General features: G+C 53.0%; 21 protein-coding genes and 1 tRNA gene. 12 read left to right on the forward strand and 10 right to left on the reverse strand.

Features of this window, described 5'->3' with window-relative positions; all coding sequences use genetic code 11:
- A complete protein-coding gene (gene yejF, locus HV127_RS27105) occupies positions 1-1,590 on the forward strand; it encodes a microcin C ABC transporter ATP-binding protein YejF (RefSeq protein ID WP_182240016.1) in 1,590 nt (529 codons plus the stop codon).
- Positions 1,591-1,593: 3 nt separating this feature from the next.
- Here yejF and HV127_RS27110 read toward each other — a convergent pair whose 3' ends face one another.
- The 3 genes from HV127_RS27110 to rsuA all read right to left on the reverse strand — a co-directional run bounded on the left by HV127_RS27110 (position 1,594) and on the right by rsuA (position 4,180).
- A complete protein-coding gene (locus tag HV127_RS27110) occupies positions 1,594-1,938 on the reverse strand; it encodes a YejG family protein (RefSeq protein ID WP_182240018.1) in 345 nt (114 codons plus the stop codon).
- Positions 1,939-2,267: 329 nt separating this feature from the next.
- Positions 2,268-3,464: a Bcr/CflA family multidrug efflux MFS transporter gene (locus tag HV127_RS27115; protein ID WP_182240020.1), complete on the reverse strand. Its 1,197-nt coding sequence runs from the start codon at positions 3,462-3,464 to the stop codon at positions 2,268-2,270.
- Positions 3,461-4,180 (reverse strand): 16S rRNA pseudouridine(516) synthase RsuA, encoded by a 720-nt coding sequence (gene rsuA, locus HV127_RS27120; RefSeq protein WP_110272344.1) that lies wholly within the window; start codon positions 4,178-4,180, stop codon positions 3,461-3,463. The genes HV127_RS27115 and rsuA overlap by 4 nt, the downstream gene beginning before the upstream one ends.
- 149 nt (positions 4,181-4,329) lie before the next feature.
- On the opposite strand from rsuA, the gene HV127_RS27125 reads away from it, so the two are divergent.
- Both HV127_RS27125 and rplY read left to right on the forward strand, forming a co-directional pair.
- A complete protein-coding gene (locus tag HV127_RS27125; protein ID WP_110272343.1) occupies positions 4,330-6,087 on the forward strand; it encodes a DEAD/DEAH box helicase in 1,758 nt (585 codons plus the stop codon).
- Positions 6,088-6,225: 138 nt separating this feature from the next.
- A complete protein-coding gene (gene rplY, locus HV127_RS27130) occupies positions 6,226-6,510 on the forward strand; it encodes a 50S ribosomal protein L25 (RefSeq protein WP_181485536.1) in 285 nt (94 codons plus the stop codon).
- A 57-nt stretch (positions 6,511-6,567) separates the two neighbouring features.
- Here the strand turns inward: rplY and HV127_RS27135 are convergent, their stop codons facing one another.
- Positions 6,568-7,164 (reverse strand): NUDIX domain-containing protein, encoded by a 597-nt coding sequence (locus HV127_RS27135; RefSeq protein ID WP_182240022.1) that lies wholly within the window; start codon positions 7,162-7,164, stop codon positions 6,568-6,570.
- An 81-nt stretch (positions 7,165-7,245) separates the two neighbouring features.
- Here HV127_RS27135 and HV127_RS27140 point away from each other — a divergent pair, with 81 nt between their 5' ends.
- The gene (locus HV127_RS27140; RefSeq protein ID WP_182240863.1) at positions 7,246-8,004 is read left to right on the forward strand and encodes a DeoR/GlpR family DNA-binding transcription regulator; all 759 of its coding nucleotides are present in this window, start codon (positions 7,246-7,248) and stop codon (positions 8,002-8,004) included.
- A 64-nt stretch (positions 8,005-8,068) separates the two neighbouring features.
- Here HV127_RS27140 and yejK read toward each other — a convergent pair whose 3' ends face one another.
- Positions 8,069-9,076: a nucleoid-associated protein YejK gene (yejK, locus tag HV127_RS27145; RefSeq protein ID WP_112213043.1), complete on the reverse strand. Its 1,008-nt coding sequence runs from the start codon at positions 9,074-9,076 to the stop codon at positions 8,069-8,071.
- Between the two features lie 178 nt (positions 9,077-9,254).
- Here yejK and HV127_RS27150 point away from each other — a divergent pair, with 178 nt between their 5' ends.
- The 5 genes from HV127_RS27150 (at position 9,255) to HV127_RS27170 (ending at position 13,393) form a co-directional block, all read left to right on the forward strand.
- On the forward strand, positions 9,255-9,482 hold the full coding sequence (locus tag HV127_RS27150) for a YejL family protein (RefSeq protein ID WP_112213214.1): 228 nt from the start codon (positions 9,255-9,257) through the stop codon (positions 9,480-9,482).
- 19 nt (positions 9,483-9,501) lie between these two features.
- Positions 9,502-11,262: an LPS biosynthesis-modulating metalloenzyme YejM gene (yejM, locus tag HV127_RS27155; protein ID WP_182240024.1), complete on the forward strand. Its 1,761-nt coding sequence runs from the start codon at positions 9,502-9,504 to the stop codon at positions 11,260-11,262.
- Positions 11,263-11,339: 77 nt separating this feature from the next.
- A tRNA-Pro gene (locus HV127_RS27160) sits at positions 11,340-11,416 on the forward strand.
- A 313-nt stretch (positions 11,417-11,729) separates the two neighbouring features.
- Positions 11,730-12,836 (forward strand): AI-2E family transporter, encoded by a 1,107-nt coding sequence (locus HV127_RS27165; protein WP_182240026.1) that lies wholly within the window; start codon positions 11,730-11,732, stop codon positions 12,834-12,836.
- A 197-nt stretch (positions 12,837-13,033) separates the two neighbouring features.
- The gene (locus HV127_RS27170) at positions 13,034-13,393 is read left to right on the forward strand and encodes a transposase (protein WP_182240028.1); all 360 of its coding nucleotides are present in this window, start codon (positions 13,034-13,036) and stop codon (positions 13,391-13,393) included.
- Here HV127_RS27170 and HV127_RS27175 read toward each other — a convergent pair.
- Positions 13,313-14,464, reverse strand: coding sequence for an IS30 family transposase (locus HV127_RS27175; protein WP_064562008.1), 1,152 nt, complete (start codon positions 14,462-14,464; stop codon positions 13,313-13,315). The two genes, HV127_RS27170 and HV127_RS27175, sit on opposite strands and share 81 nt — an antisense overlap.
- An 88-nt stretch (positions 14,465-14,552) precedes the next feature.
- Between HV127_RS27175 and HV127_RS27180 the strand changes: the two genes are divergently transcribed.
- Entirely contained in the window at positions 14,553-15,401 is an 849-nt protein-coding gene (locus HV127_RS27180; protein WP_228727538.1) for an IS3 family transposase, read from the forward strand.
- 215 nt (positions 15,402-15,616) lie between these two features.
- Here HV127_RS27180 and HV127_RS27185 read toward each other — a convergent pair whose 3' ends face one another.
- Positions 15,617-16,039: a hypothetical protein gene (locus HV127_RS27185; RefSeq protein WP_182207411.1), complete on the reverse strand. Its 423-nt coding sequence runs from the start codon at positions 16,037-16,039 to the stop codon at positions 15,617-15,619.
- Between the two features lie 340 nt (positions 16,040-16,379).
- Between HV127_RS27185 and eco the strand changes: the two genes are divergently transcribed.
- Positions 16,380-16,871, forward strand: a complete 492-nt coding sequence (gene eco, locus HV127_RS27190) for a serine protease inhibitor ecotin (protein WP_182240030.1) — start codon at positions 16,380-16,382, stop codon at positions 16,869-16,871.
- Positions 16,872-16,915: 44 nt separating this feature from the next.
- On the opposite strand, the gene mqo is transcribed toward eco, so the two are convergent.
- A complete protein-coding gene (gene mqo, locus HV127_RS27195; RefSeq protein ID WP_182240032.1) occupies positions 16,916-18,550 on the reverse strand; it encodes a malate dehydrogenase (quinone) in 1,635 nt (544 codons plus the stop codon).
- A gap of 281 nt (positions 18,551-18,831) precedes the next feature.
- Between mqo and HV127_RS27200 the strand changes: the two genes are divergently transcribed.
- Positions 18,832-20,079: a SulP family inorganic anion transporter gene (locus HV127_RS27200; protein ID WP_142512997.1), complete on the forward strand. Its 1,248-nt coding sequence runs from the start codon at positions 18,832-18,834 to the stop codon at positions 20,077-20,079.
- On the opposite strand, the gene mgtE is transcribed toward HV127_RS27200, so the two are convergent.
- Positions 20,042-21,478, reverse strand: a complete 1,437-nt coding sequence (gene mgtE, locus HV127_RS27205; protein WP_110272333.1) for a magnesium transporter — start codon at positions 21,476-21,478, stop codon at positions 20,042-20,044. The two genes, HV127_RS27200 and mgtE, sit on opposite strands and share 38 nt — an antisense overlap.
- 165 nt (positions 21,479-21,643) lie before the next feature.
- Positions 21,644-23,287, reverse strand: coding sequence for a multidrug ABC transporter permease/ATP-binding protein (locus HV127_RS27210; RefSeq protein ID WP_182240034.1), 1,644 nt, complete (start codon positions 23,285-23,287; stop codon positions 21,644-21,646).
- Between the last annotated feature and the right edge of the window lie 46 nt (positions 23,288-23,333).

The following is a 23,333-nucleotide window of genomic DNA, read 5'->3' on the forward strand; positions in this document are numbered from 1 at the left end:
ATGACGCAACCTCTGTTAGATATCGATAACCTCTCCATCGCCTTCCGCCAGCAGGGTGAAACCACCACCGTCGTCAGCGAGCTGTCGCTGCAAATCGCGGCGGGCGAAACCCTGGCGCTGGTGGGCGAATCCGGTTCCGGCAAAAGCGTTTCGGCGCTGTCGGTGCTACGCCTGCTGCCCTCTCCGCCGGTCAGCTATCCCAGCGGCGATATCCGTTTTCACGGTCAATCGCTGCTGCACGCTGATGAACACACCTTACGCGGCGTGCGCGGTAACCGCATCGCGATGATCTTTCAGGAGCCGATGGTTTCGCTAAACCCGTTACATAACCTCGAAAAGCAGCTGTACGAAGTGCTCTCTTTGCACCGCGGTATGCGTAAAGAGGCGGCGCGCGGGGAGATCCTCGACTGTCTTGATCGCGTGGGGATCCGCAATGCGCCGCGGCGACTAGGCGATTATCCGCATCAGCTTTCCGGTGGCGAGCGCCAGCGGGTGATGATAGCCATGGCGCTGCTGACGCGCCCGGAGTTGCTTATTGCCGATGAACCCACTACCGCGCTGGATGTGTCGGTTCAAGCGCAAATCCTCGCGCTGCTGCGCGAACTCAAGCAAGAGCTCAACATGGGGCTGCTATTTATCACCCATAACCTGAGTATCGTGCGTCAGCTCGCCGATCGCGTGGCGGTGATGCAAAACGGCCGCTGCGTCGAGCAAAATAGCTGTCAGGCGCTATTCTCTGCGCCTGAGCATCCTTATACTCGCCGCCTGCTGGATAGCGAGCCGTCGGGCGATCCGGTGCCGCTGGCTCCCGATGCGCCGGAGCTGCTGCGGGCGGAAAACTTGAGTATCTCTTTTCCTATACGCAAGGGGCTCCTGCGCCGGGTCGTCGATCATAATCGGGTGGTTAACGCCCTCAGCTTTCATTTACGCGCCGGAGAAACCCTTGGTCTGGTCGGCGAATCTGGCTCTGGTAAAAGCACCACCGGGCTGGCGCTTCTGCGCCTGATTCACTCTGAGGGAACGATTAATTTTGATGGTGAGGCACTTCAGGGGCGCAATCGTCGTCAGATGCTACCGCTACGCCGTCGTATGCAGGTTGTTTTTCAGGACCCTAACTCATCGCTGAATCCACGGCTCAATGTCCTGCAAATCATTGAAGAAGGGTTGCGCGTGCATCAGCCGACGCTCACCCCTGCCGAGAGGGAGCAGGCGGTGATACAGGCGATGCAGGAGGTAGGACTGGACCCGCAATCTCGTCATCGCTATCCAGCCGCCTTTTCCGGTGGTCAGCGTCAGCGCATCGCTATCGCCAGGGCATTAGTCGTTAAGCCTCAGCTCATCGTGCTGGATGAGCCGACCTCATCGCTGGATAAGACCGTACAGGCGCAAATTCTGGCCTTGCTGAAGGCGTTACAGCAAAAGCATCAGTTGGCCTATATTTTTATCAGCCACGACTTACGCGTAGTGCGGGCACTGTGTCATCAAGTCATGGTACTGCGGCAGGGAGAGGTTATCGAGCAGGGGGAGTGCGAGCGCGTTTTTACCGCTCCGCAACAGGAGTATACCCGCCAGCTGCTGGCGCTAAGCTGACGGTCAGAATGGATTATTACCAGAGAAAGGTTCAGCAATCGCCACGCCGAAATTTTTCAGGCGACAGGTTGCAGCAAACTCGTCCTGGCGATTAACAAACAGGCACGGTTCCCCTTCGCATTCAACAATAGAGCTATCTACTTCGATGTCGCTGAGCGCCTGGCTAAGCTTATGCATGACCGACCATGCATTTTGGCCATCCGGACTCAGCAATTTCAAAGCAACAAGGCTGTTTTCACTCTGCGCGCCGTTTTGCGGAATCGGTTCAACTCTTGAACCTGCAAAACCGGCCAGCCAGCGATAGCTCTGCGGCAGACGGTGTACGATAGAGAGTTGCAGTGTATTCACGTGTTTTCCCCGGAAGCAAAATACTTCACAATAATTTCACATCAATGCTAACACATTATTGACAAATAGTCCTGATTCCGCACGGAAAACGCTTACACCGGTATAATATCTGTGTTATTGGGTTGTAATGTAAAAGTTTAAAATCGTGCAGATGGAACATCTTCGGGCTATATGTACCCGTTTCTGTGATCTAAAACAACTTTTTTATCGCAACAATGCGACTTTTTAAGCGATCTGATTTTACATAAAAGAAACAAATTGCTAAACCGAGAAGCGAGTTTCGGTTGATATGCATCAAAAAAGGGGCGAAATCGCCCCCTCGATGTAACTCAACGTGCGGCTTTTCGCCGTCGGCTGGCATAGAGATAAAAGAGAATGGAGCTGCTGGCACAGACGGCGATAGAAATCAGCATCGGCCAGGCGGTGGTAAAGGTCGCCATTGAGAGGAGTGCACCGACAATCGCCCCAATCCCGAAGCGGAAGGTTCCCGCCAGCGAAGAGGCCGTCCCTGCCATATGCGGAAATTCATCAAGAATAACCGCCATCGCGTTTGAAGAAACCATGGAAACGCAGCCGATAAACGCGGCAACGCCAAACACTAACGCCCAAAAACCAACATCAAACAGCGCACAGACCACCATCCATACGGCCATTGCGAACTGGATCCACAGCCCGGCGCGGAACATATTTACCGCCCCAACCCGCCGCACAAACCGGCTATTGATAATGGTCATAACGAACAGGAAAACGACGTTCAGCGCAAAATAGTAGCCAAAGTGCTGCGGCGAAACGTGGTTGATATTGATATAGACAAACGGACCCGCACTCAAAAACGAGAACATCCCGGCAAAGCTAAAACCGCTCGCCAGCATATAGCTCAGCACTCGTTTGTGGCGGAACAGGGTAGCAAAATTGCCAAGCGTAGTGCGGATATGAAACTTTTGTCGCCGCTCTGGCGGCAGGGTTTCGCTAATGAAGAAAGCGATCATCGCCGACGCTAATAGCGCCGCCACCGCCAGGATCCAGAAAATCGCATGCCAACTGAACCACACCAGCACCGCCCCGCCAACCATCGGCGCCACCAGCGGTGCAACGGTGGTTACCAGCATGACGAACGACATCATCCGCGAGAACTCTTCTTTTGGATAGATATCGCGCATCAGGGCGTTAATCACCACGCTTGCCGCCGCAGCCGCCAGGCCGTGGAAGAAGCGCATCGTAATCAACATATCGATAGTCTGCGACAGCGCGCAGGCCACCGCCGCCGCCGCGAAAACCAGCGTTCCGCCGAGAATAACCGGTTTACGCCCGATACTGTCAGCCATCGGGCCATATAAAAGCTGACCCACAGCAAAGCCCAGAATATAGGTGCTGAGCGTCATCTGCGCGCTGCCATCAGGCACATTGAACTGCGCCGAAATCACCGGCAGCGCCGGGAGATACATATCAATCGACAGCGGCATCAACATGGCCAGCAGGCCAAGAATAAACACAATTCCTAATGACGAATTCTTCTTTGCCGTCACGTTTTACTCCGCGCATGTTGGCCGCCGACGCTGGCTATTTCAGCTTCCGTCAGCGGACGATATTCACCAGGGGCCAGCGACTCATCAAGGGCAATGTCGCCAATACGTTCGCGGTGTAACTCCACTACGTGGTTACCGACAGCGGCAAACATCCGCTTAACCTGATGGTAACGCCCTTCGCTAATGGTCAGGCGGACTTCGGTCGGTGTTACCACTTCCAGCACCGCTGGTTTGGTCAGTTCTTTCTCATTGTGCAGTTGAACGCCTTTAGCAAACTGCTCGGCGGTGGTTTCATCAACCGGGTTTTCCAGCTCCACCAGATAGGTTTTTTCACAATGATGGCGCGGGGAAGTAATGCGGTGGGACCACTGACCATCATCGGTCATCAGCACCAGGCCGGTGGTGTCGATATCCAGACGTCCTGCCGCGTGCAGCTTGTGGGCCACCGGCTCATCGAGGAAATAGAGTACCGTCGGATGATCCGGATCGTCGGTAGAACAAACGTACCCCTGCGGCTTGTTGAGCATAAAGTAGCGCGGGCCGTTTTGTTGAGTCAGCGTATTGCCGTCATACTCGACATCATGCTCCGGTAGAAGCTTGAAGGAAGAGTCTTTTACAATTTCGCCGTCCACGGTAACGCGGCTGCCGCGGATTTCACGCCCGGCAATAGCCCGACTAACGCCAAGTTGCTGAGCGATAAACTTATCAAGTCGCATGAGATTTTTTTAGCCTGTAAAGAGTGCTGGAGCGGGCAACTTGCCCGAAAAAGAAGAATATCACGGGTTAGTATAACGAGCTCTTAACACCACTCAAGGGAAAAGATTCGTGGCATACTATTCGCGAGTTAATTAACCGCCATAAATTCATGACTTTTACATTACGCCCCTACCAAAAAGAGGCGGTCGACGCCACGCTCGCCTGGTTTCGCCGCCACCATGAACCTGCCGCCATCGTCTTACCGACCGGCGCAGGTAAAAGCCTGGTCATCGCCGAACTGGCGCGGCTGGCGCGCGGTCGCGTTCTAGTACTCGCACACGTCAAAGAGCTGGTGGCGCAGAACCACGCAAAGTATCGCGCACTCGGCCTGGAAGCGGATATCTTCGCCGCAGGCCTGAAGCGTAAAGAGAGCCACGGAAAAGTGGTGTTTGGCAGCGTGCAATCGGTGGCCCGCAATCTTGACCAGTTTCAGGGCGAGTTTTCGTTGCTGATCGTCGATGAGTGCCACCGCATCAGCGACGACGATGACAGCCAGTATCAGCAGATCATCAGCCACCTTCAGCAGGTCAATCCGCATCTACGTCTGCTCGGGTTAACCGCCACCCCTTTTCGTCTTGGTAAAGGCTGGATTTACCAGTTTCATTATCACGGCATGGTACGTGGCGATGAAAAAGCGCTGTTTCGCGACTGCATCTACGAGCTGCCGCTGCGCTATATGATTAAGAACGGCTACCTGACGCCACCAGAGCGGCTGGATATGCCGGTGGTGCAGTATGACTTCAGCCGCCTCCAGGCACAAAGTAACGGCCTGTTTAGCGAGGCCGACCTGAACGTTGAGCTGAAAAAACAGCAGCGCGTCACGCCGCATATCGTCAGCCAAATCGTTGAATTTGCCCAAACGCGCAAAGGGGTGATGATTTTCGCCGCCACCGTCGAACATGCAAGCGAAGTGACTGGCTTGCTCCCGAGCGGTGAAGCAGCATTGATCACCGGCGAAACGCCGGGACCGGAGCGTGACCGAATTATTGAAGCGTTTAAGGCCCAGCAGTATCGCTATCTGGTCAACGTCGCGGTCCTGACCACCGGCTTTGATGCGCCGCATGTCGATCTGATCGCCATTCTGCGCCCTACCGAGTCGGTGAGTCTTTACCAACAAATCGTCGGTCGCGGCCTGCGCCTGTCGCCGGGCAAAACCGACTGTCTGATTCTCGACTACGCTGGTAACCCGCATGACCTGTACGCGCCGGAAGTGGGCGCGCCTAAAGGGAAAAGCGATAACGTGCCGGTGCAAGTTTTCTGCCCAGCCTGTGGTTTCGCTAATACCTTCTGGGGAAAAACCACCGCCGATGGCACGCTGATTGAGCACTTTGGCCGCCGCTGCCAGGGCTGGTTTGAGGATGACGAAGGCCATCGCGAACAGTGCGACTTTCGCTTCCGCTTTAAAAATTGCCCGCAGTGTAATGCGGAAAACGATATCGCCGCCCGCCGCTGCCGCGAATGCGACACTATCCTGGTCGATCCGGATGACATGCTCAAAGCGGCGCTGAAGCTGAAGGATGCGCTGGTATTGCGCTGTAGCGGTATGGACCTTCAGCATGGAGCGGATGACAAAGGCGCGTGGTTGAAAATCACCTATCATGACGAGGATGGCGCGGACGTAAGTGAGCGCTTCCGTCTGCATACACCCGCCCAGCGCATGGCCTTTGAACAGTTATTTATCCGCCCACACACCCGCACGCCTGGCGTGCCGCTGCGCTGGATAACGCCTGCTGACATCCTCACCCAGCAAGCACTTCTGCGCCATCCGGATTTTGTTGTGGCGCGTATGAAGGGGCAATACTGGCAGGTACGGGAAAAAGTATTCGATTATCAAGGCCGCTTTCGCCGGGCCAACGAGCTGCGCTAATCGCCCCAATGGCTGAGGTTTTCATTGCCGTAAAAGCGTTTGACGGCTATAATGCCGCCCGCTTTTGTATTCGCAAAAGCAGATAATCTGCCTGCTGCTGGGTCGCCTGTTGCAGGATTTATATATAGAGAGACGTCAATGTTTACTATCAACGCAGAAGTACGTAAAGAGCAGGGTAAGGGTGCGAGCCGCCGCCTGCGTGCAGCTAACAAATTCCCGGCCATCATCTATGGCGGCGAAGCTGCGCCAGTTGCAATTGAACTGGAACAAGACAAAGTGTGGAACATGCAGACCAATGCTGAGTTCTACAGCGAAGTCCTGACCATCGTTGTTGATGGCAAAGAAGAGAAAGTTAAAGCTCAGGCTGTTCAGCGTCACCCGTTCAAGCCAAAACTGTCTCACATCGACTTCGTTCGCGCTTAATCGCCGACTGAACGTTGTATGGCAAACGCCCCGGCCCGCAAGGTCCGGGGCGTTTTGTTATAGGGCTAACAGCGTTGACGCATTCAGCGCCAGATGCTGCAACAGCATAATCGTTTTCGCATCGACGATCTCACCATTGCGGATAGCCTCCAGAGCCTGCTCAAGCGGCCACTCCAGCACCTCAATATCCTCCCCTTCCGCAGCCAGTCCCCCACCATCGCTACGCCTGTCGTCCGAGGAGTATTCCGCAATAAAAAAGTAGAGCTTTTCCGTCACCGACCCGGGGCTCATATAGGCCGTAAATACCGGTTCAATACGCGTGACGCAAAAACCGGTCTCCTCTTCAGCCTCGGCGATGATCCGCTCCTCTGGCGAGACATTATCCAGCAGTCCGGCGGCAGCTTCGATCAAAAAACCGTCATGACCGTTAATCCACACTGGAAAGCGAAACTGACGAACCAGCACCACCGTTTGCTTTTCCCGATTGTAGAGCAAAATCACCGCGCCATTACCGCGGTCGTAAGCTTCCCGACTCTGCTCCTGCCAGCGTCCGTCCCGGCGCAATAATTCAAACGTGTAGGTTTTCAGCGTGTACCAGTTGTCCGATAATAGCGTTTCGCGGATATGGCGAACGCACGGCGCATCAGCGTGCATGTTTTTCCCCTTTTAGGTGACAGCGAGCACCATAGCATGCATAATCGTGCACAAACAAGATCACTCATGAAGGTATTTTCGATGCTTGCCAGCCAGAGAAAACAGCAGATTTTGCATATCCTCGCCGAGGAAAAACAGGTGATGTCAGGCGATCTCAGCCAGCGTTTTAGCGTTTCAGAGGACTCTATTCGCCGGGATCTGCGAGAACTGGCTGCGGAAGGTAAATTGCAGCGGGTGCACGGCGGCGCGCTGCCGGTTTCCGCGGCAATCGCGCCTATTGAAACAAGAAAAAACGTGCAAATTCCTTCAAAGCAGGTAATCGCTCAACGCGCAGTGGAGCTTATTCAACCCGGTCAGGTGGTGATTATCGACGGCGGAACCACGACCGGAGAGATGGCGCGCCTGCTGCCGAATGACCTGGCGTGTACAGTGGTGACTCATAGCCCGGGGATCGCCGTCGAACTGGTGGAAAAACCGCTGATAGAAGTGATTTTGATTGGCGGTCGGCTATTCAAACATTCGGTAGTCAGCGTGGGCGCAAACGCACTGGAAAGTATTTCCCGCATCAATGCCGACCTGTTTTTTATGGGCGTCACAGGCGTACATCATCGAACCGGATTAACCACGGGTGACTATGAAGAAGCGGGGATTAAGCGCGCGCTCGCGGCACGAGCAGCCGAAACGGTGGTGATGGCATCACAAGAAAAGCTCAACTCCGCTTCGGCCTTTACCATCGGCGAATTGAGCCTCGCTAGCACACTGATTGTGGATACGCCGTTAGATGATGTACTACGCCAGCAATTAGCCATTGATGGAGTAGAAATCCTTTACACCTTCTAGTTGACCGCTTTCAGGCCAGAGTCCTGAAGTAAAAATCCCGACTCTGCGCCGGGATTTTTGTCATTTACTTTCCGCCAGAGGTTCGGCGCTGCAGCTGATCGCGCAAGTTTGGCGGGGTGCCTTTAATGGTTAAGGTATCCGTTGCCGGATCCCAGAACACACGCTCACCCAGCAACATGGCATCAAAGTTGATGGTTAACCCGCCGCCGCTGCCAGCAAACTTAGTTAACTGACGTAAAGTGCTGCGGTCTGCCGGGAAGCTCTCTTCCAGTTCATAGCCTTGTTCGGCGGTAAACTCCTGGAAGGTCTTCTCGCTGACGCCCGCCAACTCTTTGGACAGCGACTCCAGCTCGATTTCCTCACCGGCCTGCAGCTGTTCGTTGCAATAGCTATATACCTGCTGGCGCACATTCTGGCGCTCAGATTTATCCAGTTGCGCATCGGCGGCGAAATCATCCAGCGCCTGCAGCAAGCCACGGTTCTGCGCTTTTGCGTTCAACCCTTCGCTGGCACCGAGGAAATCCATAAAGAAGTCGGCAACTTTACGCCCTACCCGGCCTTTTAAGAAGGTCAGATAACGGGTGGACTCCGGATTAGTTTCCCATTCGGTTAAATCAATACGCGCAACGATATCGGCGTGATTGATATCCAGATAGTGGGTGGAACTAATATCGAGCTCTTCATTAACGCGCATGCTACTTAAGTTATTCAGCACGGCTACCAGCAAATATTCGACCGCCAGATAACGATACTGACAAAACAGGACAATACCGCCTTCAGCAAAAGGATATTTCGCTAATTCGTCACGCAGGCGACCGGTAGCCGCTCGGCTAAATGGCAGAAACTCCTCTTCACCCTGACGCTGCTGGCGCAGGGACTGAGCCAACTCGCTCTCTTCGGTGAACAAACCGTAGGCTTTATTTTTTGCGCTGTAGACACGATGCAGTTCGGCCATCATCTCCACAACCGTCGCAGTCGGTTCCAGCAATGACTCGCGCAGCACCAGTTCCAGATTTTGTTCATCACGTTTGATTAACTGATGCAGGGCAATCTGGTCGATATCCAGACTCATGTTAAACTCTCCTTTTAGACTGGGAAGTATTCAACCACTGCAGGGACGACGACGCAACCAGCACGTCGCTCTTTACGAGCGAAGCCGCGCGCTTTTACGCCATGGTGAAAAAATGCGGAAAAAAAGCCGCTGCTACGGTAATATGTTGCCCTTTCACGAACAGACAGATTTTGAGTTTATGCCGCAAATATCCCGCTATAGCGATGAACAAGTCGAACAGCTGCTCAGCGAGCTGACGAGTGTTCTGGAAACACACAAAGCCCCCGTTGACCTTTCACTGATGGTGCTGGGCAATATGGTGACCAACCTGATCAATAGTAGCGTCGCGCCGGCGCAGCGTCAGGCTATCGCCCGTTCTTTTGCCCAGGCGTTGCAGTCATCTATCAACGACGATCCGGCGCACTAAGGATAACGAACAACAGTATATGGTGACTCTACGTCAGCCCTACCGAGAAAAAGTCTCCCAGATGGTCAGTTGGGGACACTGGTTCGCCCTGTTCAACATGTTGTTGGCAATGGCGCTCGGCAGTCGCTATCTTTTTGTCGCCGACTGGCCAACGACGCTTGCTGGACGTATTTTCTCGTACGTCAGCCTTGTTGGTCACTTCAGCTTTCTGGTTTTTACCAGCTATGTACTGATTCTTTTCCCACTGACTTTTATCGTCATCTCGCAGCGTTTAATGCGTTTTATCTCGGTCATTCTGGCGACCGCAGGCATGACGCTGCTGCTGATCGATAGCGAAGTTTTCACCCGCTTCCACCTGCATCTCAACCCCTTTGTCTGGGAACTGGTGATTAACCCCGATCAGAACGAGATGGCCCGCGACTGGCAGCTAATGTTTATCAGCGTGCCCGTTATCTTCCTGCTGGAAATGCTCTTTGCAACCTGGAGCTGGCAGAAGCTACGCAGCCTGACGCGCCGCCGCCACTACGCCCGTCCGGTTGCCTGGTTCTTCTTTATCTCTTTTATTAGCAGCCATCTGGTCTATATCTGGGCGGATGCGAATTTCTATCGCCCGATAACCATGCAGCGGGCGAATCTGCCGCTTTCCTATCCGATGACGGCCCGCCGCTTCCTGGAAAAACACGGTTTACTTGACGCACAGGACTATCAGCGCCGTCTGGTAGAGCAAGGCGCACCGGAAGCGGTCTCGGTACAGTATCCGCTGAGCGATCTGCATTATCGCGATCTCGGCACCGGTTATAACGTGTTGCTTATCACCGTTGATAACCTTAACTACTCCCGCTTTGAGAAAAACATGCCAGTGCTGGCCGGTTTCGCGAAAGAGAGCGTCAACTTCACCCAGCATATGAGCTCTGGTAACACCGCCGACAGCGGCTTCTTTGGCCTGTTCTACGGGATTTCTCCAGGCTATATGGATGGCGTATTGTCAGCCCGTATCCCTGCGGCGCTGATTACCTCACTGAATCAGCAGGGCTATCAGTTGGGGCTGTTCTCGTCAGACGGTTTTAGCAGCCCGCTTTATCGTCAGGCGCTGCTCTCAGACTTCTCGCTGCCGGTCGCGAAAACGCAAAGCGATGAGCAAACAGCAAGCCAGTGGATTAACTGGCTGGATCGCTACGCCCAGGATGAAAACCGCTGGTTCTCATGGGTTTCGCTCAATGGCACCACCTTCGATAACGGCCAGCAGCAAAACTTTGTTCGCCGCTACAGCCGCGCCGCTGGCGATGTCGACACGCAAATTGGCCGGGTACTGAACGCGCTGCGCGAATCAGGCAAGCTGAACAACACGGTGGTTATCGTGACGGCAGGTCATGGTATGCCGCTGAATCCTCAGCATGAACAGTTTGGCTGGTCTCGAGAACAACTGCAGGTTCCATTAGTGATTCACTGGCCCGGCACTCCGGCACAGGAAATTACTACGTTGACGGATAACAAAGACGTGATGACGACGTTGATGCAACGTCTGCTGCACGTTTCCACCCCGGCAAACGAGTATTCCCAGGGGGAAGACCTGTTTAGCGCCGCCCGTCGTCGTGCCTGGGTGACCGCAGCCAATAGTGATACGCTGGCAATTACTACGCCAAGAGTCACCGTCGTGCTCAATCACAACGGGACTTACAATACCTGGAACAGCGAAGGTGAGAAGGTTAAGGCTCAAAAACCGCAGCTCAGCTTACTGCTGCAGGTGCTGACCGATGAAAAACGCTTCATCGCTAACTGATTGATTATTTATGAATCAATCAGTCATATCCCGGCTTGCATTCAGTTGGGGAACGGGTAATATTGTTCCCCACAAATCGGCACGTAGCGCAGCCTGGTAGCGCATCGTCATGGGGTGGCGAGGGTCGAGAGTTCGAATCTCTCCGTGCCGACCAAATCATTCATCGGTAAGTTGTTTCAACGACCGGTCCCCCTTAAGAACCCGCATTCTCTTTGAGTTTGCGGGTTTTTTAATGCTCAATGATCCCATCTGTTTTATCAAGAAACCGCCACCACTCCGATTGTAAATCGAGGAAAAACTTCTATTATTTTATGGTATACACCCTAAATAATTCGAGTTGCTTAAAGGCGGCAAGGGAGTGAGTCCCCAGGAGCATAGATAACTATGTGACTGGGGTGAGCGAGCGTAGCCAACACATAAGCAACTTGAAGTATGACGGGTACACATCATTTCCCTGAAGGATTTACATGAGAGTTAATGGACTTACAAAAGGATTTTTCATCCTGATTCTGCTGATCGTCACCCTCGCGTTTTTCGACGTTCTTTCCCCTTATTATTCAGCTATTTTATGGGCGGCGATTCTGGCGGTCATCTTCAACCCCGTTAAGAACAAACTGCGTAGCCGCCTGAATGAGCGCAACGGGCTGGCGTCACTGCTTACCGTCGTCATTATTTGTCTGATCGTCTTCACCCCTCTGGCGATTATTCTCTCGTCGCTGGCCTTTGAATTGAATGTGGTTTACACCAAGCTACAGCACAACGACACTCAGTTTCCGACGGTAGTCGCCAGCCTGTTTGCCCACCTGCCGGAATGGGCCCGCAGCTTCCTCTCTGAGCATAACCTGGATAGCGCCGACCAAATTCAGCAGCAGCTTTCTGACGTTGCCCTAAAAGGGGGTCAGTATCTTGCCGGAAGCGCATTCCTGATTGGCAAAGGGACCTTCGGTTTTACCGTCAGCTTCGGCATCATGCTCTATTTACTGTTTTTCCTGCTGAAAGATGGTCCGCAGCTGGTGAGGCAAATTCTTGAGTCTTTGCCACTGTCAAATCACGTTAAACAGCACCTGTTCGCCAAATTTGCCGCCGTCGCGCGGGCAACGGTAAAAGGAACCGTCGCGGTGGCGATTGCCCAGGGCGCGCTTGGCGGACTGGCATTCTGGATTGTCGGTATTGATGGCAGCATCTTGTGGGGTGCGCTGATGGCATTTCTGTCGCTTATCCCCGCGGTGGGCTCCGCGATTATCTGGGTCCCGGCGGCTATCTATCTTTTTGCCACCGGACAGATATGGCAAGGTGCCTTTATCGTTGGCTTCTTCGTGATAGTGATAGGTCTGGTGGATAACATCCTCCGCCCTCTGCTGGTGGGCAAAGATACCAAAATGCCGGACTATCTGATCCTGATATCTACCCTTGGTGGGATGGAAATCTATGGTATCAATGGCTTTGTTATCGGCCCGTTGATTGCCGCGCTGTTTATCGCTTGCTGGAACCTTCTCTCCGGGCGCGATCACGCCGGGAATATCGATGAGATCGATGAGGATTTTTTGGAAGAGGGAAAAAACCGCGAGGAGTAGCGAACGCCCCTCAACAAATAGAGAGAAATTTCCCCTGAGGGATCCCCAGAAACATAGTGTTGGCTCGTTGTGCTCCCTCTCCCTTTTTAAGGAAGAGGGTTGGGGTGAGGGTTAATACTCTGTAATTAAAAAGTGTTCTGGTCTAATAATCGGTGACACCGACTTAAGGGGATATAATCCCTGAAACGGAGGTGCCTATGACCAGAACTACACGCAAAAATTACAGCAAAGAATTCAAGATCGAAGCCGCCAAACTTGTTTGTGAACAAGGGTTTTCATGTGTTGAAGTTGCCCGTCAGCTCAACGTCGCCGATCAGAATATCAGTCGTTGGGTCGTTGCTTATGAGCAATCCCTGCAAACTGAGCTATCGGGGGAAAGACCTCGCAGCGAACTTGAAGCCGAATTACGTCGGCTGCGCGCTGAAAATGAAGAGCTCAGGCAGCAGAAGGAAATCCTAAAAAAGGCCACTGTAGATTCAATCTGTCAACGCAACACCCCTTTCAATTATCTCTTTCGGTGTTTTGAACTTCAGCGTCTTTCTTGGTCTGTTGTTTAGCTGAGCTGCAACCTGATCCAGCTCATGTTGAGTATATTGGGCAAGGCATGTCTTTTTGGGAAAGTACTGTCTAATTAGCCCATTAGTGTTCTCGTTTGTTCCCCGCTGCCAGGGACTCTGAGGATCGCAGAAGTAAACTTTAACTCCGGTGCTGCCAGTAAATTCCAGATGCCTGGCCAGCTCCATTCCTCTGTCCCATGTCAGTGATTGCCGGAGTTCAGGCGGCAAGCTCAGGAATTTGTCGGTAAGAGCCTGATTCACTGAGAAAGAATCTTTGCCCCTGAGTCTAAGAATGATCGTATAACGTGATTTTCGGTCTACAAGTGTGGCTATATGCGAGTTTTTTGTGCCTGATACTAAATCGCCTTCCCAGTGCCCCAGAGAGCGTCTGTTATCGATATGCCGGGAGCGTTCGTGAATTGGCGTTCCGTTCACTATGTTGATCGTACCTCTTTCACCTTTGCGGGTATGGCGTCTGCCATGACGAAGGCTATGCGACCGGCGCAGATGCTGTACATTCAGGTGGTGTAGCGCTTCACGGCTACGAAAGTACAGCGTTTTATAAATTGTCTCAGGTGATATTCGCAGTGTTTTTTGACGCGGCTTCGTTCGCCTTAACCATCCTGATATTTGCTCAGGAGACCACTTCATCTCCAGCTTTTCCAGAACAAGCTCTCGCAACGGTAAATTCTGATCCAGTAAGCACGGTTTTGGTCTTTTCGCCATCCTGTTGGCCCGGTTATTAGCATCAACAGCTTTGTAATAGCGCCTACCTCGATTACGCTGAACTTCACGTGAGATCGTCGAAGGACTACGATTTAGCGCAGTAGCTATCGCACGAATGCTCATTTTGGCTGACAAACCGGCTCGTATTTCCTCGCGCTCAGACAGCGTCAGGTGAGCTACAGCCCGCTTGCGCTCATTGGGTTTTATGCCGCCAGTATCTCTTAACATAGTGAAGATTGTTCCTGGTTTCGAACCCAGGATATTAGCTATTTCACTGAAGCCTGTTCCGTTCTTCCACAGTTCAAAAACAGATGCTTTTTCCTTTGCTGTAAATGTCCGTCTCATTCAAAAATCCTCCGCAACCCCATGTTTTCACATGACTGTTGCGTTGACCAATTGAATCTACAACAGCCTTCTTTGCAAAAGAGCAACGCTGAGGTTCGCTTTTATCGATGAGCAGCGCCTCACCTGGTCAGTGGCGCTGCTTTGTCGAACCATGTCGGTGAGCCGCAACGGATTTTATCGCTGGCTTCAGGCAAAGCATCGTCCTGAGACATCATCAAATGCCGAACGGGATGCCTATGCGTTAGCCTGCTGGAAGGCGAGTCGCGGCAGTCTTGGGAGCAGAACACTGAGCATGGTGTTACGCAAAGAAGGCTTTAATCTCGGACGATATGCGACCCGTAGTCTGATGAAAAAGCTGGGGCTATCGAGCCGCCAGCGCCGACGTAAGTATTTATATGCCTGCGATATAAGCGCCGCAATGCCTAACCATCTCGGTCGGGAATTTAGCGTTGAAGCACCAAATAAAAAATGGGTGACTGACATTACTTATATCCCGACACGTCAGGGCTGGTGCTATCTGGCTGCAGTTGTCGATCTTTACTCGCGTAAAGTCGTGGGTTGGGATGTAGCAAAAACAATGACGGCGGGGTTAGCGCTGAGGGCATTGCACCTGGCGAAACTGTTGCGACAACCGAAAGGCAGCGTGTTGGTTCATTCAGATCAGGGGAGGCAATATACCAGCAGCGAGTGGCGGGCTTATGCTGCAAGTAATGGTGTGGAACTAAGCCAAAGTCGGCGTGGAAATTGCTGGGATAATGCAGTTATGGAACGTTTTTTTGGCAGTCTGAAATCAGAGTGGGTGAAAGAGCGCTGCTATCAGGATGCGGAAAGTGCCAGGCGGGACATCAGTAAATACATCATTGAATACTACAATATGTGGCGACCTCATACCCATCTTGGTGGTCTTTCGCCAAACGAATATGAGGTTGCCGCTTAAAGGGGTGTCAACTTTTACTAGACCAGAACAAAGAATTTTCTGCCTTTTTATATCCTGCCAGCCCCTCACCCTAGCCCTCTCCCCAAAGGGGCGAGGGAATCGTACGGTGCCGTTTGCTCTTACCGCGCAACGAATTAGCATCTTTATTGAACCAGCAAAGTTTACTCGAGGTTCCTCAAGATATTTCGCTCTGTTTGACGCCATGGCTTAACTGATTACTTGGCATAGCCCTTAAACACGCCATCCTGAGTCACAGCGATCTTACCATTGGCGTAGACGATAAAATTATAAAGCCCCTGCTGATAAACGGTTGCGTCTTTATTCTTCTCGATAACTGCCGCCGGTTTACCATCAATGCTCAAGCCAGTACTGGTACCTTTGATCTCCATACCGGCAAAATGCTTCGTTTTCGCCTTCGCGCTTTGGCCATGCTGCACCGCAGCGGCGGCGTTTTCTAACGCCTGCTTTTCATAGGCCGCATTCATAGTAGCCTGACGGTTTTGTTCCGCTAAATAGCAGCTGTCTTTGGAAATACCTTTGGCTTCGCAGTTTGCCAGCCGCTGAGACTCGGAGGTACACCCCATCAAGACCGAAGAGACACCCAGCACGACAACCAGTAAAACTTTATTCACTTTCATCTACCATCACTCATATCAATTAGTCACATAAAATAACAATTCCGTTTTTATTAATTCCATTTATGAATCATTTTAGTTTATTGCCGAGGAAAATATCGAATGAAATAATTTCATAGGTTAATTAATTCATTTTTTGACTACAATCAACGTAAAAATCCCACTCATCAATAATGGCTTCAACGCATGGAGTCCAGAGTGCTAAAAATAGTGTGGTACGCCCACGAAACCAAAGCAGAATTTATAACTAGTAATTATGAAAATTTTGGTAAATAACACTTACCATTCAGCGCAGTGATGCTACTCTTATCCCGTTGAGGATTGATAACAAAGGATTACTCACGTGAAAAAAATCACTACGTTCGCCGTTTCCCTGCTGGCCGTTGCCTGCATTTCCACCAGCGCCCTGGCCGCAGAACAGCCGCTGGAAAAAATCGCCCCTTACCCGCAGGCTGAAAAAGGGATGAAGCGTCAGGTGATTCAGCTCCCGCAACAGCAGGATGAATCGGTGTTGAAAGTTGAGCTGATGATTGGCCAAACGCTGGAAGTCGACTGCAATCGTCACCGCCTGGGCGGTCAACTAGAAAGCAAAACCCTTGAAGGCTGGGGCTACGACTACTACGTATTTGATAAAGTGACCTCGCCGATCTCAACAATGATGGCCTGCCCGGACGGTAAAAAAGAGCAGCAATTTGTGACCGCAGGGCTGGGTGATGCAGGAATGCTGCGCTACAACAGCAAACTGCCTATCGTGGTGTATACCCCGGCTAACATTGAAGTGAAATATCGTATCTGGAGAGCGGACGAGACCATCGGCAATGCCGTAGAACGTTAATGCCTGAGGATAGAATCCGGCGGCCTGAGCCGCCGGACAATGGGTTACAACGCAATATCAGCAATAGGTTTGCCTTCCGGCAGCGGCTTCAGCTCCGCCTGCGGAACATCATCAGCCACGGTAATCGGCTCATAGTGTAGCTCCAGCACTTCACTGGTCCACGCCAGCGCCTTTTCGATTTCTGCCGCATTGCCATCCAGACGCGTACCGTAGCTCGGCACTATCTCTTTCAGCTTCGCCTGCCAGGCTGCTGAATCGACTTTGTCCTTAAAGACTTTTTCCATCAGCTGCAGCATAATCGGCGCGGCGGTAGAAGCCCCTGGCGATGCCCCCAGCAGCGCTGCCACCGTCCCTTCATCATCGCTGACCACTTCGGTTCCGAGACGCAGAACGCCGCCTATCTTCTTATCGCGTTTGATAATCTGCACGCGCTGACCTGCCTGCCATAAGCGCCAATCTTCTTTACGCGCCTCAGGATAGTACTCGCACAGCGCCGCATGGCGATCTTTGTCTTTTTGCAGCACCTGGCTAATCAGGTATTTCACCAGATCGAAGTTATCCAGGCCCACGTTGAGCATCGGCATGATGTTCGAGGTATTAGTGGAGGCCAGCAGATCCCACAGTGAGCCGTTTTTCAGGAAACGCGTTGAGAAGGTGGCAAACGGCCCAAACAACACCACGCGCTTACCGTCGATAATACGGGTGTCGATATGCGGAACCGACATCGGCGGCGCGCCCACCTCTGCCTGACCATAGACTTTCGCCAGGTGATGCTCGACCACTTCCGGGTTCTCGCACACCAGGAACTGCCCGCCGACTGGGAAGCCCGCATACTCTTTGGCCTGCGCAATACCGGTTTCCTGCAACAGGGTCAGGGCCGCACCACCAGCACCGATAAAGATAAATTTGGCTTTGATGACGCGTTTCTGATGACGATTGTTGGCATCCGCCAGCGTCACGGTCCAGCTCTTGTCGGCATTGCGCTTAAAGCGGCGCACCACCGTACCCAGTTGCAGAGAGAAATTTTCATGAGTTTTCAGCCCGGCAATCAGCTGACGGGTAATTTCACCGTAGTTGACGTCGGTACCCATTTCCGTACGGGTGGCGGCCACTTTCTGCTGCGGATCGCGCCCTTCCATCACCAGCGGAGCCCACTGTTTAATTTGTTGATGATCTTCAGAGTAGCGAATGCCGCGGAACAGTTCGCTTTGCTGCAAAGCCGCGTAGCGAGCGCGCAGGAAGTTGACGTTATCCTCTCCCCACACAAAGCTCATGTGCGGCACGCTGTTAATAAAGGATTTCGGCTTATTGAGAATGCCGCGCGTCACCTGGTGGGCCCAAAACTGACGAGAAATCTGGAAGGATTCGTTGATATCAACCGCTTTATCGATATTAATTCCGTTAGCAGTTTGCGGCGTATAGTTCAGCTCCATCAGCGCGGCATGTCCGGTCCCCGCGTTGTTCCAGCCGTTTGAGCTCTCTTCCGCGACGCTGGACATCTGCTCGACCATGGTAATAGACCAATCTGGTTCCAGTTCCTGGAGCCAGGTTCCCAACGTGGCGCTCATGATGCCGCCGCCGATCAACAATACATCCGTCTCTTGCTCATGGCGGGTGTTGGTCCGAGTGTTATTGGAACCAACCGCCTGTGAGCTGGGTACGGCCATCTTTTTCTTCATCGAATTTGAGCCTTACTTTTACTCGCTTTTGTTATATAGCGCAGGTGAAACGATTCTCGGCTTCAAAGGTAACACTGAAGAAAAAAAATTTAAATATTGTTTAAATTTTAAGTTTAGCTTTGAGATCTGTTATAAAAATGTTTAATAAATGTGTACCACAAATCACATTTTGTACTGGTGTGAAGTCTGTTTCCGCGCTATCATCCCCGGTTTTGTGACAGACCGCACGAAAGCATCGGCTGATACCACATCTGTTTTTTTATAATCTGCGAACTTTTTTTATGCCCCCTGTTTCTGATTCCGCTACCATCGGCAACGCTGGCACATTAAGCCAGATACTGCGTTCGCCCGCGCTACTGACGCGCGAAACCCTGGCAGGCGTGCTGACCGCACTAGCCCTGATCCCCGAGGTTATCTCCTTTTCCGTTATTGCTGGCGTTGACCCAAAAGTTAGCCTGGTCGCTTCTGTGGTGCTGTGTCTGGCGATGTCGGTACTGGGCGGTAGACCGGCCATGGTCACCGCCGCTGCCGGTTCAGTCGCGCTGGTCATCGGGCCAATGGTGCACCAACATGGCGTTGGCTATATTCTGCCTGCGGTGATTCTTGCGGGGATGATTCAAATTTTGTTTGGTGTATGCGGTATGGCGCGCCTGATGCGCTTTATTCCGCAGGCGGTGATGACCGGTTTCGTCAATGCGCTAGGGATCCTGATTTTTTTCGCCCAGGTACCGCATTTCTGGAGCAAGCAGCCGCTGATTATCGGCTTGTTTGTTTTAACGCTGTTGATTGTGCTGTGGGCACCGCGCTACATCAAGGCCATCCCCTCGCCGCTGATTGCTATCGTTCTGCTGACTCTGTTTACCGTTTTCAGCGGCCAGCTGCTGCCTACCGTTGGCGATGAGGGTCCGATGGGTGGCGGATTACCCGGATTGACCAGCCTGATAGTGCCGCTGGACTTAACAACGCTGCAAATTATCTGGCCCTGTGCGCTCAGTATCGCCTTTGTCGGCCTGATGGAGTCGCTGCTGACGGCTAAATTAGTCGATGACCTGACCCATACCCCTTCCAGTAAATCGCGTGAGAGCGCTGGTCTGGGGATTGCCAATATTCTTGCCGGGTTTTATGGCGGCATTGCCGGATGCGCGATGATCGGCCAGACCATTGTTAACGTCGAAATGGGCAAAGCCCGCAGCCGCGTCTCCACGATTGCCGCTGCCCTGGTGCTATTGCTGTTAGTGACCGCATTAAGCGAAGTGATGGCAAAAATTCCGATGGCCGTTCTCGCCGGGGTGATGGTGATTGTGGCGGTGAAAACCTTTAGCTGGCACAGTATTCGTCCGACTGAGCTGGCGCATAATCCGTGGCCGGAAACGCTGGTGATGCTGGTGACCGTCGGCGCGACCGTCGGCACCAGCAATCTGGCGATTGGCGTTCTGGCGGGTCTGGTCTCAATGGCCTTGATTCCCCGCCGCCTGCGCAATAAACCGCAGGCTACATCAGAAAAATCGTCGCCAGCCCAAGAAAAATAAAGAATCCACCGGTGTCGGTGATAGCGGTAATCATTACGCTAGAGCCGACCGCCGGATCGCGTCCCAGCTTGACCATCACCATCGGGATAATCACACCCATCATCGCCGCCATCAGCAGGTTCAGCATCATTGCCAGCGTCATCACGCCACCAAGCTGCGGATCGTCGTACAGCCACCAGGTTATGGCGCCCATGATCCCGCCCCAGACGATACCGTTGATCAGCGCAACGCCCATTTCGCGCAGAATCAGAAAGGTGAAACTTCCCGGCTGAATGTGCTGCAACGCCATCGCACGGACGATCATGGTGATTGTCTGATTACCGGTGTTGCCGCCGATCCCAGCGACAATTGGCATCAGCGAGGCCAGAGCGACCAATTGCGAAATAGTATGTTCAAAACCATCAATGACGCGGGAGGCGATAAACGCGGTGCACAAATTCACCGCCAGCCAGGCCCAGCGGGTTTTCACCGCTTTGCTCACCGGGGCAAACACGTCGTCATCGTTACTCAAACCACCCATTCGGCGTAAATCGTTGTCGGTCTCTTCGTAGACCACATCGACGATCTCATCGATGGTCAAACGCCCCATTAACTTGCCGTCAGCATCAATAACGGCGGCGCTAAGTAAGTCATCACGTTCAAACGTTCGCGCCACTTTTTCTGCATCTTCATGCGGCTGGAAGGTGACCGGATCGCCCTCCATCACTTCCCCTACCCGCTTCTGCGCATTGTTAAGCAGGATGGTTTGTAATTCCAGTTCGCCCAGCAGCAGCTTGTTGCGGGTGGTCACAAACAGCTTATCGGTGTTTTCCGGCATTTTGCCTAGCCGCCGCAGGTAGCGCTGTACCGCCGCAAGTGTCGCTTCCGGGCGAACGGTGATGACCTCGAATTCCATGATCGCGCCGACGGTATTATCGGCGTAGCGCATCATCTGGCGAATACGTGCACGCTTATCCGCAGGCAGCGTCGCCAGCAGGCGTCCGGTCAGATCACGCGGTAAGTGTTGCAGCAGGTAGACCTGTTCATCAATATCGAGATTTTGCAGCGCAAACAGCAGGTCATGGTCGCTCATCTCTTCGATGAGATCGCCCCAGACGCTTTCCGAAGCTTCGAGCAGCACCTCGCCGCGTTTATCATCGGCTACCAGCCGCCAGAGCGCGTTACGTGCGTCGTAAGGCAACGCTTCGAGCGCATCGGCAAGGTCCGGAGGCGGAAGGTGAGAAACCAGCACTTCCACTTCGGCCAGATCATCAGCCAACGTGCCTTCATCGTAGCGTTCAGCCAGGGTTAATTTACCCAGCAATGAGGAAGTGACGGCTTTATCGGTGCTCAGCAACCAAATGAGACGGGCGCGCTCTTCGTCGCGCAATCTGGCGCTTTTTTTATGCAAAACGGACATCGGTCAGTCAATCCTTGTAACGATATTTGGCCGACCAGCAGGCCGGAAGCCTTAAGCATAGCGCGAGGAGGCGGAAATAATAACCGCTATGAATTCAGTCGATGGAAAAAACAGCAGTTGGTGGGATTCCCGGAGGTCGGCGAGCGCCTCCGGGATAGATCTCAATCAGGCGGTACGAGCGACCGCATCGCGGGTTGCCAGCACGCGATCTTCTCCCGTCAGCTCCGATAGCTGGCCGCCGCGCATTTCCAGGAGCCTGTCGGCATGCTGGAAATAGTGATCATCGTGGCTGATGGCGAAAACGGTTTTTCCCATTTGCTGCATGAGCGGCAGCAACACCTGGTAGAATTCACGGCGGAAATGTGGATCCTGATCCGCCGCCCACTCATCCAGCATGATGATATCTCGCTCTTCCGCCAGCGCCAGCAGCAGCGCTACGCGCTTTTTCTGCCCCTTCGACAGCTTCAGGTCGAGAATTTTACCGTTATCCAGCTCAAGCTTGTGACTCATTTTCAGATAACCCAGCCACTTGTCTACCAGCGCTGAATCCGCCGTTTTCCCTTCCGGGCCCAGCAGCCTGTCGAACAGCCAGACATCGGTAAATACCGCCGAAAACAGCTTACGATAATCTTCCGGTTTATCTGCCGCCATGGGCTGACCGTCGAGCAGGATCTGCCCGGAAACTGGCTGATATAAACCGGTCAGCAACATGGCCAACGTCGATTTGCCACTGCCGTTACCGCCAATCAGGAACACCAGTTCACCGCGCTTGAGGGTCATATTAATCGGTCCCACGGCAAAGCTGTTATCAGGATAATGAAACGCGACATCGCGCAATTCCAGAGTCTGCCAGTGGGGGTGCGCCTGGGGCTGGGGGAATTCAGCGCGATACGGCGCAAGGGAAAACTTATGCAGCTTATTGAAGGCAACCTGGGCGCTGAGCAGCGTTGGCAGCGCGCCAACCGCGGAAAGCAGCGGCGTGCGCAGAAATAACAGCGTCAGAGAGTAGGTTGCCGCCACGGCGGTATCGGCCCACCCGAGGCTATTAGCCATCCAGAAGACCAGGCCAATTGCGCCCAGCATCATAATATTCGACCAGTTCACCGCGCTCAGGTGGAAGGTGTCGGCGCGAACAATATGGTGGCGATATTCACGCGCATCCGGAAGATACAGCTGGTTAAACACATATTCAGCGCGTTCGCGATTAAGGGTCAGCTCTTTACGCCCCTCGAGAACCGTCTGGTAATCGTGATACAGCTTGTCTTCGGTTTCACGCAGCGAGGCCATATGTTTATAGACCCGTGACACCAGCATAAAGCCGCCCCAGATGGTTAACGCCATCCACAGCGCAGTGATCAGCATCATTTTTCCCGACAGCCAGGCCAGGTAAGCGGCGGAACCGAAGGTCAGAATAATCCCCTGCACCAGCTCTGGCAGGCGCACAAAAGCAATAGTGATATTGCGAATATCGCTGGTTAAACCGGCCAGCAGCGACGCGCTGCCGATTTTCTCAATCTTCTCAATTTGGGTATCAAGAATACGTTTAATAAATTCGCCGCGCAGACGATAGACGAAGTGGTGCCCAAGCGTCGTCAACGCCAGTTGTGAGCCAAGCGTGACCGCCATCAGCAGCAACAGTAGGCCCAAAAATTCCGGCAACACCGTCAGCGAGGTATCGGCAATGGTCATCAGGCGCAAGTTTATAAAGGCAATGAGCCCGATCCCTAGCGCCGCGCTGAGCAGACTTAAAGCAATGACGGAGATAAACGGCCAACGATACTGACGCCAGACAAGAAGAAGAAGTTCCATAAGACAACCCGGGCAAGCAAAAACAGCCAGCAGTTTAAACTGCTCG

The sequence above is a fragment of the Klebsiella sp. RHBSTW-00215 genome, from assembly GCF_014103785.1.
Taxonomy (GTDB): domain Bacteria; phylum Pseudomonadota; class Gammaproteobacteria; order Enterobacterales; family Enterobacteriaceae; genus Klebsiella.

Excerpts from the sequence above, each read along its gene's own strand:
- HV127_RS27165 (WP_182240026.1), top strand. The coding sequence starts at position 11,730 with ATGAGAGTTAATGGACTTACAAAAGGATTTTTCATCCTGATTCTGCTG.
- HV127_RS27200 (WP_142512997.1), top strand. The coding sequence starts at position 18,832 with ATGCCCCCTGTTTCTGATTCCGCTACCATCGGCAACGCTGGCACATTA.
- mqo (WP_182240032.1), bottom strand. The coding sequence starts at position 18,550 with ATGAAGAAAAAGATGGCCGTACCCAGCTCACAGGCGGTTGGTTCCAAT.
- HV127_RS27175 (WP_064562008.1), bottom strand. The coding sequence starts at position 14,464 with ATGAGACGGACATTTACAGCAAAGGAAAAAGCATCTGTTTTTGAACTG.
- HV127_RS27185 (WP_182207411.1), bottom strand. The coding sequence starts at position 16,039 with ATGAAAGTGAATAAAGTTTTACTGGTTGTCGTGCTGGGTGTCTCTTCG.
- rsuA (WP_110272344.1), bottom strand. The coding sequence starts at position 4,180 with ATGCGACTTGATAAGTTTATCGCTCAGCAACTTGGCGTTAGTCGGGCT.
- HV127_RS27135 (WP_182240022.1), bottom strand. The coding sequence starts at position 7,164 with ATGCACGCTGATGCGCCGTGCGTTCGCCATATCCGCGAAACGCTATTA.
- HV127_RS27170 (WP_182240028.1), top strand. The coding sequence starts at position 13,034 with ATGACCAGAACTACACGCAAAAATTACAGCAAAGAATTCAAGATCGAA.
- HV127_RS27140 (WP_182240863.1), top strand. The coding sequence starts at position 7,246 with ATGCTTGCCAGCCAGAGAAAACAGCAGATTTTGCATATCCTCGCCGAG.
- HV127_RS27125 (WP_110272343.1), top strand. The coding sequence starts at position 4,330 with ATGACTTTTACATTACGCCCCTACCAAAAAGAGGCGGTCGACGCCACG.
- yejF (WP_182240016.1), top strand. The coding sequence starts at position 1 with ATGACGCAACCTCTGTTAGATATCGATAACCTCTCCATCGCCTTCCGC.
- yejM (WP_182240024.1), top strand. The coding sequence starts at position 9,502 with ATGGTGACTCTACGTCAGCCCTACCGAGAAAAAGTCTCCCAGATGGTC.
- mgtE (WP_110272333.1), bottom strand. The coding sequence starts at position 21,478 with ATGTCCGTTTTGCATAAAAAAAGCGCCAGATTGCGCGACGAAGAGCGC.
- HV127_RS27210 (WP_182240034.1), bottom strand. The coding sequence starts at position 23,287 with ATGGAACTTCTTCTTCTTGTCTGGCGTCAGTATCGTTGGCCGTTTATC.
- yejK (WP_112213043.1), bottom strand. The coding sequence starts at position 9,076 with ATGAGTCTGGATATCGACCAGATTGCCCTGCATCAGTTAATCAAACGT.
- rplY (WP_181485536.1), top strand. The coding sequence starts at position 6,226 with ATGTTTACTATCAACGCAGAAGTACGTAAAGAGCAGGGTAAGGGTGCG.
- HV127_RS27150 (WP_112213214.1), top strand. The coding sequence starts at position 9,255 with ATGCCGCAAATATCCCGCTATAGCGATGAACAAGTCGAACAGCTGCTC.